Genomic DNA, 12,107 nt, shown 5'->3' on the forward strand with positions numbered 1-12,107 from the left:
TCAAGTTTGCGGCGCCGTCGCCTGCTCCAGGTCGTCGAGCCAGCGTATCGCCTGTTCGCGGCTGGCGCCGCACATCTCTGCCGACGGCTGCAATCCTGCGCAGAACGCCGGCCGTTCCGGCTGTCCGAAAATGCGGCAGCGGCTATCGTCTCCCAGCTGCACGCAGCGGACGCCAGCGGGTTTCCCGTTCGGCATGCCCGGTATCGGGCTGGTGATGGAGGGAGCGATGCAGCATGCTCCGCAGTGGTCGCGGCAGTTCATGGTTATTCTTTAGTGGACGACCAGCTTGCCATCCGGCTGCCAGGGAGCAGGCGCAGGACGGCACGGCGATGGCTGGAAAGGGATCAGGGGCCGACAGTATAGCAAGTCGGCGCGGCCTGCCGCTTCCCGCCGCTTGCCTAGCGCACGATGCTGACGCGCTTGCCCGACAACGTGCGGCGGGCTGGATCGCCATGCACGGTGATGCGGCCGGAACCGCTGGCGCGGGCGTTGACTTCATTCTGGACGGTGACGTCGATGTCGCCCGAACCGTTGCTCGCCAGATACGCGACGTCGCTGCGCAGGGCGGCCAGGTTGATGTCGCCCGAGCCATTCACGTTGGCATCGAGGCGCTGAACGGCACCGCTGGCGCTGATGCTGCCCGAGCCGTTGACGGCCACGTTGATGCGTTCGCCCCGTACGCTGCCCAGCTGGATATTGCCCGAACCGTTCTGCACCGCGTCCGTGTTGCCGCTGGCGAGGGCCGCCGCGTTGATGCTGCCCGAGCCATGGTTGGCCACGTCGAGGCGCCCCACCGTGCCCGACAATTCACTCTTCATCGAACCGCGCTGCTCCAGGCTTAAATCGTCGCCATTGAAACCGCTGGCCACCAGGCGGCCAGCGCCGGACACATTGATCTTCTTCAATTGTGGTGTCGTGTAGATGACGTGGATGCCGTTGCTGCTGCGAATGTTCGTATCGCTCCAGATGCGCAGGGTATTGCCGCTCACTTCGCTATGGATACGCGACTGCAGATTGCTGTCCGCTTCGATCACCAGCGATGTCGCCGGTCCCACGCGCACGTCGATCTTGATATCGATGCGCTTCATGCTGTCGATGTCGAGCGTGTTGATGTTGCTGACCTGGCGCACGTCGCGGCTCACTTGCTCGTTGCCCTGGAGGGCATTGCCACCCGAGTCCGCATGGCGCACTTCGCCATCGTTGGGGTTGATGACGATGGCGCAACCGCCAAGGGCAAGGGCGCAGCACAGGGCCAGCAAGGTACGCATGATGTTTCCTTTATGATTGTTTTAGTTCAGGACAAGAAATAAGCCGGCTGCCGCGCCGCGGCTGCCGTGCCGTCGATGTCAAGATAGCAAAGCGCCTGTCTTTGCTGAACACCAATGCGATGAACTGCGCAAAACGGGGTCTGAAACGCATTCTGCTTCACCCGGCGCCACAGGTCAGGCGCCAGAGCAGGTGTCGCCAATGCCGGCACGGAGCGTACAATACCCGTGTTCTGCATACGGGGCGGTGCCCCGTGTCGCTCGCGCTTGACCTTGCCCGTAGACAGGGCTACTATTAATGACTCAAAAGTAAGTTACTTGGAAAGATACATGCAAGCCCCGATTGATACCAAGCCCCGCTGGGAGCGGCGCAAGGATGCCCGCCCGCAGGAATTGCTCGCCGCCGCCCTCGACCTGTTTGTCGAACGGGGCTTCGCATCGACGCGGCTGGAGGATGTCGCCAAGCGGGCCGGCGTGTCGAAGGGCACCTTGTACTTGTACTTCGAGAATAAGCAGGAGTTGTTCAAGGCCGTGGTGCGCGACAATATCGTGCATTCGATCGGCGAGGCGGAAAACAGCATGGCCGCGTCGGAGGATAACAGCGCCGACTTGTTGCGCAAGGTGATGATGCAATGGTGGGAAGAGCTCGGCGCCACCAAGCTGGCCGGTCTGGCCAAGCTGATGCTGGCCGAAGCGAACAATTTCCCGGAACTGGCGCAGTTTTACAACGAAGAAGTCGTCACGCGCGGCCATGCGCTGATCGTCAGCCTGCTGGAACGGGGCATGCAGCGCGGCGAGTTCCGCCAGGTCGATCCGGTGCTGGTCAGCACCATCCTCAGCGCACCCGTCACCATGCTCATGATGTGGACGCATTCCTTCCTGCCATGCGAGGTCAAGGATATCGACCCGCTCGCCTACATGGATGCGTTTATCGACATGACCTTGCGCAGCCTGCAGGCGGAGGCGCCCGGGAAAAGCTGATGCACCGGGCCCCTTGCTACCGTTCAGTTGCCCCTTTTCCAAGGTTCGCCCCCCCAAATCTGCAGATCGTCGCAAATTTCCTCCATTCCCCGCCTTTATGGTTAACATGTGCTTTCAGCCAGTTCAACGATAAAATGGCGGATTATTACTTCACTTACCGAGTCCAAAGATGAATATCGAACAAGCCCGCTTCAATATGATCGAACAGCAGATCCGTCCATGGGACGTACTGGATATCGACGTGCTGGAGCTGTTGAACGTGGTTAAACGCGAAGATTTCGTGCCAGCCGCCTATAAAAACCTGGCCTTCGTCGATACCGAAATTCCATTGGGCGGCGGCGAATGCATGTTCACGCCAAAGCTGGAAGCGCGCATTTTGCAAGACGTAGCCGTCAAGAAGCATGAAAATGTGCTGGAAATCGGCACCGGCAGCGGCTACATGGCCGCTTTGCTGGCGCACAAGGCACGCCATGTGACGAGCGTGGAAATCGTTCCCGAATTGAAAACCCTGGCCGAGCAGACCCTGGCCGCCAATGGCGTGACGAACGTCAGCGTGGAACTGGGCGACGGCGCCCAGGGCTGGAGCAAGGGCGCGCCGTACGATGTGATCGTCGTGTCCGGCGCCTTGGCCGTGCTGCCGGAAGCGCTGTTGCAACAAGTAAAAGTCGGCGGCCGCATCCTGGCCATCATCGGCGAAGCGCCGATCATGTCGGCGCACCTGATCACGCGCAGCTCGGACAAGGCGTACGACACGCGCAAGCTGTTTGAAACCAATGTCACGCCGCTGCAAGCCGTGGCACCGTCGCATTTCCAGTTCTGAGGCGACCGATTCGATGGAGCATTTGAGTGCACCGCAGCTGGCCGCCTGGCTGGCTGACCCTTCCCGCCCGCGTCCGTTCCTGCTGGACGTGCGGGAACAGTGGGAGTTTGACCTGTGCCACCTCGACGGCGCCACCTTGATGCAGATGAACTCGATTCCTGCCCGCATCGATGACCTCGATGAAGATGCCGAGATCGTCTGCATCTGCCATCACGGCATGCGCAGCATGCAAGTGGCGGCCTTCCTGGAACGTAATGGTTTTGGCAAGATCAGTAATTTGACGGGCGGCGTGCATGCCTGGGCGCTGCAAGTCGACAGCGCAATGCCTAAATACTAAGTGATGTTGCAGTAGAGATGCACCCAGGCATGTTTTCACGCATGCCTGCGGAGGCCTGTACCCCGTCCATCCGGCGGGCGCAAGGCAAGCGGTAGCAGATTTTTGATTCCATCAACTTTTGACGACTCCAACGGAGAAATGCAATGCGGAAACCCCTTATCGCCGTGCTGATGACCAGCGCCTTTGTCTCGATGACATGCTCGCTGCAAGCACAGGCGGCCGATCTCATCCAGGTGTACCAGCAGGCGCTGGCCAATGACGCGCAGTATGCCAGCGCGCGCGCGGCCCTGTCGGCCGGGATGGAGCGGGTTCCGCAGGGGCTGGCCGGCTTGCTGCCGCAAATTTCCGCTTCCGGGACGAATACGCGTGGCAATCAGGAGCCGATCATGTTGAGCCAAGGTAACAAGATCACCATGCCGACCGTCAATGTGCACACGAATGCCTACAACCTGACCCTGGCGCAGCCGCTGTTCCGTTGGGATCGCTGGGAAACCTATCAGCAAAGCAAGCTGGCGCAGGCGATTGCCGAGGCGCAGTTTGCACAGGTGCAGCAAGACCTGATCACGCGCGTGGCGCAGGCATATTTCGACGTGCTGAGCGCGCAGGACAACCTGGGCGCCACGCAGGCGCAAAAAGTCGCCACGACTGAGCAGCTGGCATCGGCCAAGCGCAACTTCGAAGTGGGCACGCAAACGATTACCGACACGCACGAAGCGCAAGCGGCGTACGATCTGGTGGTGGCGCAGGAATTTGCCGCCATCAATGACCTGGCCAACAAACGCAGCGCCCTGCAAACCATCATCGGCGAAGCGCCGACCTCGCTGGCGCCGATGCGCACGGGCGTGGTCATCAGCGCGCCGGAGCCGGCCGCCATCGAACCGTGGGTGAGCTCGGCGGAAGAGCAGAACTACGGCGTCGTCACGGCCCAGTTCAACGTGGAATCGGCCAAGCGCGACATCGGCCGCAACCGCGCCGGCCACTATCCGACCCTGGACCTGATCGCCAACACGGGCCACACCTACACGACGGGCGGCGGCGGCGGCGCCAACAATAATGCCATCGGCGTGCAGTGGAGTATCCCGATCTTCAGCGGCTTTGCCGTCACCAGCAAGGTACGCGAATCGATCGCGCTGGAAAACAAGGCCCGCAACGACCTGGAAACGGCACGCCGCGCGGCATCGCAAGGCGCGCGCCAGGCTTTCCTGGGCGTTAACAGCGGCCTGGCGCAAGTCAAGGCGCTGGAAGCGGCGGAAGTGTCGAGCAAATCGGCGCTCGAGTCGAACCAGCTCGGCTATCAAGTGGGCGTGCGCATCAATATCGACGTCTTGAATGCACAGAAACAACTGTTCTCGACGCAAAAAGACCTGTCGAAAGCCCGTTACGACACCATCATGAACGGCTTGCGCCTGAAGGCGGCGGCTGGCACCTTGAAGGAAACGGATTTGCTGCCGGTCAACGCCTTGCTGGACAAGTAAGCGCGGTCTTGCTTTGAACTAAAACCAGCACCGGCAACGGCGCTGGTTTTTTTTTCGCATTGAGGTGTGGTCACGCGGCGCGGCTGTTGGCCACTTGCGTCACGATCACACCAGCCACCACCAGGCCCGCACCCAACCAGTGCAGCGGAGAAATCTGCTTGACGGCAAAGCCCAGCAAGCCGTAGCGGTCGATGGCCAGCGCCGCCAGCATTTGCCCACCGATGACGGCCGCCATGAAAGGGCCGGACCCCATGCGCGGCGCCAGCATCAGCGCGGCCGTAATATAAAACACGCCGGCCGCGCCACCGAGCCAGGACCAGCCCGGCCCGCGCGCGGCGAGGTGCAAATCGGGCGCGGGCACCCGCCAGACCAGCATCACAAGCGACGCAAGCACGGCGCTGACGGCCAGCGAGGCGAGCGTGGCCCACAGCGGGTGGCCCAGGTTACGGCCCAGCGCGGCGTTCGCGCCCGCCTGGAAAGGGACGACGGCGCCGGCCAGCATGGCCAGCGGGGCAAACAAGGTGATCCATCCGTTCATGTGCGACTCCCTGCGTGTTGAGTTGATGGAAGCATCGTATTATGCTGTCGTCATTAAATCCAATTCGTAGTTTGTCAGCTAACTATGCATCAAATGAATAATCTGCGCGCCGTCGATTTGAACTTGCTGGTGATCCTGGAAGCGTTGCTGAGCGAACGCCATTTGTCGCGCGCGGCCGAGCGCTTGCACATGAGCCAGCCAGCCGTCAGCCATGCGCTGGCACGCTTGCGCCACTTGCTCGACGATCCGCTGCTGCTGCGCGGCAAGGGCGGCTTCCAGCCGACGGCGCGCGCACTGGCATTGGCGCGGCCTTTGGCCGAAGCCTTGCAGAGCGTGCGCTCCGTGCTCGGCGGCGCCGTCTTCGAGGCGGCCACGGCGCAGCGCGTGTTTCGCCTGGCCATGTCGGATTACGGCGCGGCATTGATCTTGCCCCGCTTGCTGCGCCGCTTGCGCATGGACGCGCCCGGCATCGACGTGGCCATCAGCTACGCCAGCCGTTCTGCAGTCGTGGCCGGCGTGCAGGATGGCGAGATCGACCTGGCGCTGGGCGTGTTTCCACAGCTGCCCGAACAGTTGCTCAGGGAAACTTTATTTGAGGAAACGTTCGTCTGCGCGCTGGATCCGGCCAGCCTGGCGCCGGGTGAAACGCTGAGCCTGGAGACCTACCTGGCGCGCCCGCACGTGCTGGTGGCGTCCAGCGAAGGGGGCGTGGCGGCTGAAGTCGACGCGGCGCTGGCACAACTGGGCCAGGCGCGCCGCATTGCCGTGCGTGTACCGTACTGGACGGTCGCACCGGAGGTGGTGATGGGGACGGATTTGATACTGACGGTGGCGCGGCGCGCTTTGCAGGGCAGTGTGGCGCAAGGGCTGACGCTGTGCTCCGCGCCGTTTGCCATCGCGCCGTTTGCGTTTGAAGCGATACGCCACCGCCGCACGGACGGCGATGCAGGCATCGCCTGGCTGCGCGCGGCCATTGCACACGCCGCCGAGCCAGGCTGATGTTTTACAGGCCGGCGCCCTGGCCGTCGAACTTGCGCTCGATCAATTCGATCTTGTACCCGTCCGGGTCCGTGATGAAGGCGATGACCGTGTTGCCGCCTTTCACCGGGCCCGGTTCGCGCGTGACGTTGCCGCCATTCGCGCGTGCCGCGTCGCACGCGGCAACGATATCGTCGGCCGAGATGGCGATGTGGCCGTACGCCGTGCCCAGCTCGTAGCTGGTGGTGCCATAGTTATACGTCAGTTCCAGTTCCGCGTGGTCGGGGTTCGAGCCATAGCCGACGAAGGCCAGCGTGTACTGGTATTCCGGATTGTCGCTGGTGCGCAGCAGCTTCATGCCCAGGACGTTCGTGTAAAAATCGATGGAGCGCTGCAGGTCGCCGACCCGTAACATGGTGTGCAAAATACGCATCGTAAATCCTTGAGGGTGAGAGGGGAATGGCAGGATTTTATGCGTTTTACGGCTTTCTTGCCGAGACCGTCCTGGCCACCCACTGGCACAGGGGCGGCGGACGGTGGCGTGTTTGGTGGCGTGCTTATTCCAGATGGGCGTCCAGGGTGATTTCCGTGGCCAGCAACTTGGATACGGGGCAGCCGAGCTTGGCGCGCAGGGCCGCATCCTGGAACGCTGCGTCGGTGGCGCCGGGAATGGTGGCCACCAGGGTCAGGTGCACGGCCGTGATGGCATAGCTGCCATCGATCTTTTCCAGGCTGACGTCGGCTGTGGTTTTCAGGGCCGTGGCGCGCAAGCCCGCCTCGCCCAGCTGACCGGACAGGGCCATGGTGAAGCAGGCCGCGTGGGCAGCGCCGATCAGTTCTTCCGGATTGCTGCCGGGACCGTCTTCGAAGCGCGTGTTGAAACCATAGGCCACATTGTCGAGCGCGCCGCTTTGGGTGGAAATAAACCCTTTGCCGTCTTTAAGGCCGCCACTCCAGACGGCTGATCCTGTTTTTTTCATGATGTACTCCTTGCGTGGTTCGAGGGTCCATCATGCGCGTGCCATCCTTGCCCTTCCGTTCGTTGCGCCACACAGGGGGCGCATGCGCGGCGCCGATGCCTTCACGGCGCCGGCGTTACGCGCCAGATGACATTGCCCACGTCGTCCGCCACCAGCAGCGCGCCCGCCTTGTCGACGGCCACGCCGACGGGGCGTCCCTGCGCCTTGCCGTTCTCGTCCAGGAAGCCGCTGACGACATCCTGTGGCTGGCCGCTGGGCACGCCGTCGGCGAAGGGCACGAAGATGACTTTATAGCCGCTGAAGGGCTTGCGGTTCCATGAACCGTGCTGGCCGATGAAGGCGCCGCCCCGGTAGCGTTGCGGCAGCAGGGTGGCGTCATAAAACGCCAAGCCCAGCGAGGCGGTGTGCGCCCCCAGCGCGTAGTCGGGTGCGACGGCCGTGGCCACCAGTTCGGGACGGGGCGGCTTGACCCGTGCATCGACGTGCTGGCCGCAATAACTGTAGGGCCAGCCATAGAAGGCGCCATCCTTGACGGACGTCATGTAGTCGGGCACCAGGTCGTTGCCCAGCTCGTCGCGTTCATTGACGGCCGTCCAGAGGGCGCCCGTCCTGGGCTGCCACGCCAGGCCCACGGGATTGCGCAAGCCCGTGGCATACACGCGGGCCTTGCCCGTCGCGCGCGTGAATTGCCAGATGGCGGCGCGGCCATCTTCGGCCGCCATGCCGTTTTCGCCCACGTTGCTGTTCGAACCGACGGCAACATAGAGAAATTTACCGTCGGGGCTGGCGATGACGTTCTTGGTCCAGTGGTGATTGATGGGCCCGCCCGGTAAATCCATCACCTTGACGCCGGGCGCCGTGATGGCCGTTTGCCCTGTGACGTAGGGAAAGCGCATCAGCGCGTCGGCATTCGCGATGTATAGCTCGTTGCCCACCAGGGCCATGCCGAATGGCGAATTCAGTCCCTGCAGGAACACGCTGCGCGTCTGCGCCGTGCCATTCGCATCGATGCCGCGCAGCAGGGTGATGCGGTTGGCGCTGGGCGTGGCCGCGCCCGCCTTTTTCATCTGCATCTGCATGATGGCGCCCTTGATGCCCTTGCTGTCGTCCGGTTTCGGCGGGGCGTTCGTTTCCGCCACGAGCACGTCGCCATTCGGCAAGGCATACAGCCAGCGCGGATGGTCGAGATCGCGCGCATACGCATGGATGGCCAGGCCCGCCGCGACAACGGGACGCTGCGCGGCCGTCCAGCGCTGCACGGGTGCCACATTCACGGTGGGAATCAGCTGCTTGTCCGGTGCGGGCAGTACGGGATGCGGGCCGAAGCCCACGGGCATGGCGGGCGCCTGGGCATGGGCGAGATGGGCGCCGCAGGCCGCAGCGAGCAGCAAGGAACAGACGTAACGGTGCATGGCGTACTCCGGAAAAATAGCGGTGCCTGACAGTTCGATTCAGCGCGCCTTCTTTGGTTCCAGTTGCGCGTCGGGACGGGCTTGCTGCGGTGCGGCGGGCTTGACCTTTTCCACGCCCGGTTGGGCGTGCCGGTCCGTATCGACCAGGCCTTGCTCCAGGTCGCTGGCGGCCTGCTGCATGATCTTGCGCGGGCGCACCTTTTGCGCATCGGGCGATTCGTCGCGTTCGTGCGGCAGACGGTCGACGCCGTCATTTTTGACCTTTTCATCGGTATTGATCTTGCGTTCGCTATGCTGGGTAACCATATGGCCTCCTGACAGAAGTATTGACGTGAAATCAGTGTCCTGCCGCGCCAGGCTGCCTGCAAGCGGATTTGTCCATGCTGCGAGCGCTGGCGCACGCATGGACGATTCTTTTTCTGCGCTACACTGCGTGCAACACCAAGAACGCCCCTTGCGGGCACACGGCAGCCGCACTATACTGTGCATATATACAGTATCATGCGATGCCGGCGTGCGACGCGACAGCCTGGGGCGGTTTGCCACCGAATTGACTACCGAGACTCTTATGCCCGTCGAAACACCCGCCGAACAGTGCGCCGAACAGCCAGCCGCGACCTTGCCAGCCCCGGGCGAGCCCTTCAACCTGGGCGCCAAGACCATCGCCCTGGTCGTGCGGCAGAATACGGATGGCATTGCCGAGCCCGTTAAAAGCATCGTCGATTTCCTGCAGGTGCTGGGCCACACGGTGGTCTTCGAGGCGGAGACGGCCGCGCATCTGAACCTGGCGTTTCCCGGCGTGCACGCCATGTCGGCCGCCGAAATCGGCGCCGCCGCCGATTGCGCCATCGTCATGGGCGGCGACGGCACCATGCTGGGCATTGCGCGCCAGCTGGCGCCATTCGACGTCCCCTTGATCGGTATCAATCAGGGGCGTTTGGGCTTCATGACGGATATTCCACTTGAGCGCATGCTGCCTGTATTGGCGCAAATTCTCGGCGGCCGTTTCAAGGCCGAGCGCCGCACTTTGCTCGAAGGCAGCGTGCTGCGCGATGGCGAGTCGATTCACGTGGGCATGGCCGTCAACGATGTCGTCGTCTCGCGCGGCGGCGGCGCCGGCATGGCCGAATTGCGCGTCGAGGTTGATGGACACTTCATGTACAACCAGCGTTCGGATGGCTTGATCATCGCCACGCCCACGGGCTCGACCGCATATGCGCTGTCGGCCGGCGGCCCCCTGCTGCACCCGACCCTGGGCGGCATCGTGCTCGTGCCGATCGCCCCGCATGCGCTGTCGAACCGTCCCATCGTCTTGCCCGATTCCAGCCAGATCGTGGTGGAGATCGTGCGCGGGCGCGATATCAGCGTCAATTTCGACATGCAGACGTTTGCCAGCCTGCTCCAGCAAGACCGCATCCTCATCCGCCGTTCGCCGCACACGATTACCTTCCTGCATCCGGAAGGGTGGAGCTACTACAACACCCTGCGTGAAAAATTGCACTGGAATGAGTACCCGTCGGGCGAGGGCAAGCTCAGCTAACTTTTTCTCCACGTCAACCCGCGGTGCGCCGCCTAACCACAGAAGCCATGCTCCATACACTGTCCATTCGCGATTTTGTCATTGTCGATACCATTGAACTGGAATTTTCCGCCGGCTTCAGCGTGCTGACGGGCGAGACGGGCGCCGGCAAGTCCATTCTCATCGATGCGCTGACCCTGGCGCTGGGCGGGCGCGGCGACGCCAGCGTGGTGCGCGAAGGCGCGGCCAAGGCCGACATCACGGCCGATTTTTCCGTCAGCGAGGTGGCGCAGGCGTGGCTGGTGGCCAATGAATTCGCCAACGACGAGGGCGGCGCCCTGCTGCGCCGCGTGATCGACAATGCGGGCCGCTCGAAGGCGTTTATCAACGGTATTCCCGCCACGGCGGCGCAGCTGCGCGAGCTCGGTGACCTGCTGGTCGACATCCACGGCCAGCACGCGCACCAGTCCTTGCTGAAAAGCGAGGCGCAGCGCGCCCTGCTCGACGGCCAGGCGACGGCAAGGGCAGCGGGCGCCGAGCAGGATGCGCGGCAGGTGGCGGCGCTGCACAAGCGCTGGCGCGCCCTCGTGCGCCAGCGCGAAGAATTCGAAACGAACGCCGCCAACGTGCTGTACGAACGCGAACGGCTGGAATGGCAAGTGGGCGAACTGGAAAAACTGGCCGCCAAACCTGGCGAATGGACGGAGATTACGAACGAGCACAGCCGTCTGTCGCACGCGGCCAGCCTGCTGGAAGGGGCGCAGGAAGCCTTGTCCATCATTTCTGAGCAGGAAGATCATCCGATCGTGTCGCAACTGTCGGCCCTGAACCAGAAGCTGGGCAAACTGGTCTCCGTCGATGCGGAATTGCAACCGATCGTCGACCTGATCGAATCGTCGCGCATCCAGCTGCAGGAGTCCGTGTACGCGCTGAACAATTACCTGGACCGGGTGGAGCTGGATCCGGAGCGTTTGCACCAGCTCGACGCGCGCATGGAAGCCATGCACAGCACGGCCCGCAAATTCCGCGTCACGCCCGAAGAATTACCGGAGGAACACGCCAAGCTGTCGGAAAAGCTGCAGCACCTGGCCGACGCTTCCGATATCGAAGGCTTGCTGCGCCAGGAAGCGAAGGTCGAGGCCGAATACCGCCTTGTGGCCGAGCGATTGTCCGCCACGCGCCGCGCCGCCGCCCTGGAGCTGGGGCAGGCCGTCACGCGTGCCATGCAGGAACTGAGCATGACGGGCGGCAGCTTCGAGATCGCCCTGCACCCGTGCGAACCGGCAGCCCACGGCCTCGAACAAGTGGAATTCCTTGTCGCCGGCCATGCGGGCACGGCGCCCCGTTCACTGGCCAAGGTGGCCTCCGGTGGCGAACTGGCGCGCATCGCGCTGGCCATTTCCGTCATCACCTCGCACGCCACCACCACGCCGACCCTGATCTTCGACGAGGTCGACAGCGGCATCGGCGGCGCCGTCGCGGAAGTGGTCGGACGCTTATTAAAACGCCTGGGGCAGGGACGGCAAGTGCTGTGCGTGACCCACTTGCCGCAAGTGGCCAGCCAAGCGAATCAACATTTCCAGGTGGCAAAAAGTACCCTGGACAATGGCAAGACGGCCTCGCGCATCGACATGCTCGACGCCAAGGCCAGGGTGGAAGAAGTGGCGCGCATGCTGGGCGGCCTGGAAATCACGGCCACCACGCGCAAGCATGCGCGCGAATTGCTGGCGATTTGAACGCGGCTTAAATCCGGGGTCAGACCCCCGGATGCGTTAGCGCTGAGCTTGACGTTAGCGGCATTG

14 protein-coding genes are annotated in these 12,107 nt (G+C 63.1%); 7 read left to right on the forward strand and 7 right to left on the reverse strand.

Annotated elements, in window-relative coordinates; all coding sequences use genetic code 11:
- Window positions 1-261 (reverse strand): YkgJ family cysteine cluster protein, encoded by a 261-nt coding sequence (locus CBW66_RS08050; protein ID WP_070220477.1) that lies wholly within the window; start codon window positions 259-261, stop codon window positions 1-3.
- A gap of 137 nt (window positions 262-398) precedes the next feature.
- Entirely contained in the window at window positions 399-1,268 is an 870-nt protein-coding gene (locus CBW66_RS08055) for a head GIN domain-containing protein (protein ID WP_086137862.1), read from the reverse strand.
- A 327-nt stretch (window positions 1,269-1,595) separates the two neighbouring features.
- Here CBW66_RS08055 and CBW66_RS08060 point away from each other — a divergent pair, with 327 nt between their 5' ends.
- From CBW66_RS08060 to CBW66_RS08075, 4 genes are all read left to right on the forward strand, one after another.
- Window positions 1,596-2,246 carry a TetR/AcrR family transcriptional regulator gene (locus tag CBW66_RS08060; protein ID WP_086137863.1) on the forward strand — a complete coding sequence of 217 codons (651 nt, stop codon included), beginning with the start codon at window positions 1,596-1,598 and terminating at the stop codon, window positions 2,244-2,246.
- Window positions 2,247-2,415: 169 nt separating this feature from the next.
- Window positions 2,416-3,066 carry a protein-L-isoaspartate O-methyltransferase gene (locus CBW66_RS08065; protein WP_086137865.1) on the forward strand — a complete coding sequence of 217 codons (651 nt, stop codon included), beginning with the start codon at window positions 2,416-2,418 and terminating at the stop codon, window positions 3,064-3,066.
- A 13-nt stretch (window positions 3,067-3,079) separates the two neighbouring features.
- A complete protein-coding gene (locus CBW66_RS08070; RefSeq protein ID WP_034788759.1) occupies window positions 3,080-3,403 on the forward strand; it encodes a rhodanese-like domain-containing protein in 324 nt (107 codons plus the stop codon).
- Window positions 3,404-3,546: 143 nt separating this feature from the next.
- Entirely contained in the window at window positions 3,547-4,878 is a 1,332-nt protein-coding gene (locus CBW66_RS08075) for a TolC family outer membrane protein (protein WP_086137867.1), read from the forward strand.
- A 70-nt stretch (window positions 4,879-4,948) separates the two neighbouring features.
- On the opposite strand, the gene CBW66_RS08080 is transcribed toward CBW66_RS08075, so the two are convergent.
- Window positions 4,949-5,416, reverse strand: a complete 468-nt coding sequence (locus CBW66_RS08080) for a DMT family transporter (protein ID WP_086137868.1) — start codon at window positions 5,414-5,416, stop codon at window positions 4,949-4,951.
- 93 nt (window positions 5,417-5,509) lie between these two features.
- On the opposite strand from CBW66_RS08080, the gene CBW66_RS08085 reads away from it, so the two are divergent.
- On the forward strand, window positions 5,510-6,415 hold the full coding sequence (locus tag CBW66_RS08085; RefSeq protein ID WP_086137870.1) for a LysR substrate-binding domain-containing protein: 906 nt from the start codon (window positions 5,510-5,512) through the stop codon (window positions 6,413-6,415).
- Between the two features lie 4 nt (window positions 6,416-6,419).
- Here CBW66_RS08085 and gloA read toward each other — a convergent pair whose 3' ends face one another.
- The 4 genes from gloA to CBW66_RS08105 form a co-directional block, all read right to left on the reverse strand.
- A complete protein-coding gene (gene gloA / locus CBW66_RS08090; RefSeq protein ID WP_086137871.1) occupies window positions 6,420-6,827 on the reverse strand; it encodes a lactoylglutathione lyase in 408 nt (135 codons plus the stop codon).
- A gap of 124 nt (window positions 6,828-6,951) precedes the next feature.
- Window positions 6,952-7,374 carry an OsmC family protein gene (locus CBW66_RS08095; RefSeq protein WP_086137873.1) on the reverse strand — a complete coding sequence of 141 codons (423 nt, stop codon included), beginning with the start codon at window positions 7,372-7,374 and terminating at the stop codon, window positions 6,952-6,954.
- A gap of 101 nt (window positions 7,375-7,475) precedes the next feature.
- Window positions 7,476-8,786: a sorbosone dehydrogenase family protein gene (locus CBW66_RS08100; protein WP_086137874.1), complete on the reverse strand. Its 1,311-nt coding sequence runs from the start codon at window positions 8,784-8,786 to the stop codon at window positions 7,476-7,478.
- Between the two features lie 39 nt (window positions 8,787-8,825).
- The gene (locus tag CBW66_RS08105; protein WP_086137876.1) at window positions 8,826-9,092 is read right to left on the reverse strand and encodes a hypothetical protein; all 267 of its coding nucleotides are present in this window, start codon (window positions 9,090-9,092) and stop codon (window positions 8,826-8,828) included.
- Window positions 9,093-9,354: 262 nt separating this feature from the next.
- Here CBW66_RS08105 and CBW66_RS08110 point away from each other — a divergent pair, with 262 nt between their 5' ends.
- Window positions 9,355-10,326 (forward strand): NAD kinase, encoded by a 972-nt coding sequence (locus tag CBW66_RS08110; RefSeq protein ID WP_230492085.1) that lies wholly within the window; start codon window positions 9,355-9,357, stop codon window positions 10,324-10,326.
- A 47-nt stretch (window positions 10,327-10,373) separates the two neighbouring features.
- Window positions 10,374-12,041 (forward strand): DNA repair protein RecN, encoded by a 1,668-nt coding sequence (gene recN / locus CBW66_RS08115; protein ID WP_086137877.1) that lies wholly within the window; start codon window positions 10,374-10,376, stop codon window positions 12,039-12,041.
- Window positions 12,042-12,107: the final 66 nt, after the last annotated feature.

Origin of the sequence: Janthinobacterium sp. GW456P (genome assembly GCF_002127655.1) — a bacterium.
Classification (GTDB): domain Bacteria; phylum Pseudomonadota; class Gammaproteobacteria; order Burkholderiales; family Burkholderiaceae_D; genus Janthinobacterium.

Excerpts from the sequence above, each read along its gene's own strand:
- CBW66_RS08050 (WP_070220477.1), bottom strand. The coding sequence starts at position 261 with ATGAACTGCCGCGACCACTGCGGAGCATGCTGCATCGCTCCCTCCATC.
- CBW66_RS08055 (WP_086137862.1), bottom strand. The coding sequence starts at position 1,268 with ATGCGTACCTTGCTGGCCCTGTGCTGCGCCCTTGCCCTTGGCGGTTGC.
- CBW66_RS08060 (WP_086137863.1), top strand. The coding sequence starts at position 1,596 with ATGCAAGCCCCGATTGATACCAAGCCCCGCTGGGAGCGGCGCAAGGAT.
- CBW66_RS08065 (WP_086137865.1), top strand. The coding sequence starts at position 2,416 with ATGAATATCGAACAAGCCCGCTTCAATATGATCGAACAGCAGATCCGT.
- CBW66_RS08070 (WP_034788759.1), top strand. The coding sequence starts at position 3,080 with ATGGAGCATTTGAGTGCACCGCAGCTGGCCGCCTGGCTGGCTGACCCT.
- CBW66_RS08075 (WP_086137867.1), top strand. The coding sequence starts at position 3,547 with ATGCGGAAACCCCTTATCGCCGTGCTGATGACCAGCGCCTTTGTCTCG.
- CBW66_RS08080 (WP_086137868.1), bottom strand. The coding sequence starts at position 5,416 with ATGAACGGATGGATCACCTTGTTTGCCCCGCTGGCCATGCTGGCCGGC.
- CBW66_RS08085 (WP_086137870.1), top strand. The coding sequence starts at position 5,510 with ATGAATAATCTGCGCGCCGTCGATTTGAACTTGCTGGTGATCCTGGAA.
- gloA (WP_086137871.1), bottom strand. The coding sequence starts at position 6,827 with ATGCGTATTTTGCACACCATGTTACGGGTCGGCGACCTGCAGCGCTCC.
- CBW66_RS08095 (WP_086137873.1), bottom strand. The coding sequence starts at position 7,374 with ATGAAAAAAACAGGATCAGCCGTCTGGAGTGGCGGCCTTAAAGACGGC.
- CBW66_RS08100 (WP_086137874.1), bottom strand. The coding sequence starts at position 8,786 with ATGCACCGTTACGTCTGTTCCTTGCTGCTCGCTGCGGCCTGCGGCGCC.
- CBW66_RS08105 (WP_086137876.1), bottom strand. The coding sequence starts at position 9,092 with ATGGTTACCCAGCATAGCGAACGCAAGATCAATACCGATGAAAAGGTC.
- CBW66_RS08110 (WP_230492085.1), top strand. The coding sequence starts at position 9,355 with ATGCCCGTCGAAACACCCGCCGAACAGTGCGCCGAACAGCCAGCCGCG.
- recN (WP_086137877.1), top strand. The coding sequence starts at position 10,374 with ATGCTCCATACACTGTCCATTCGCGATTTTGTCATTGTCGATACCATT.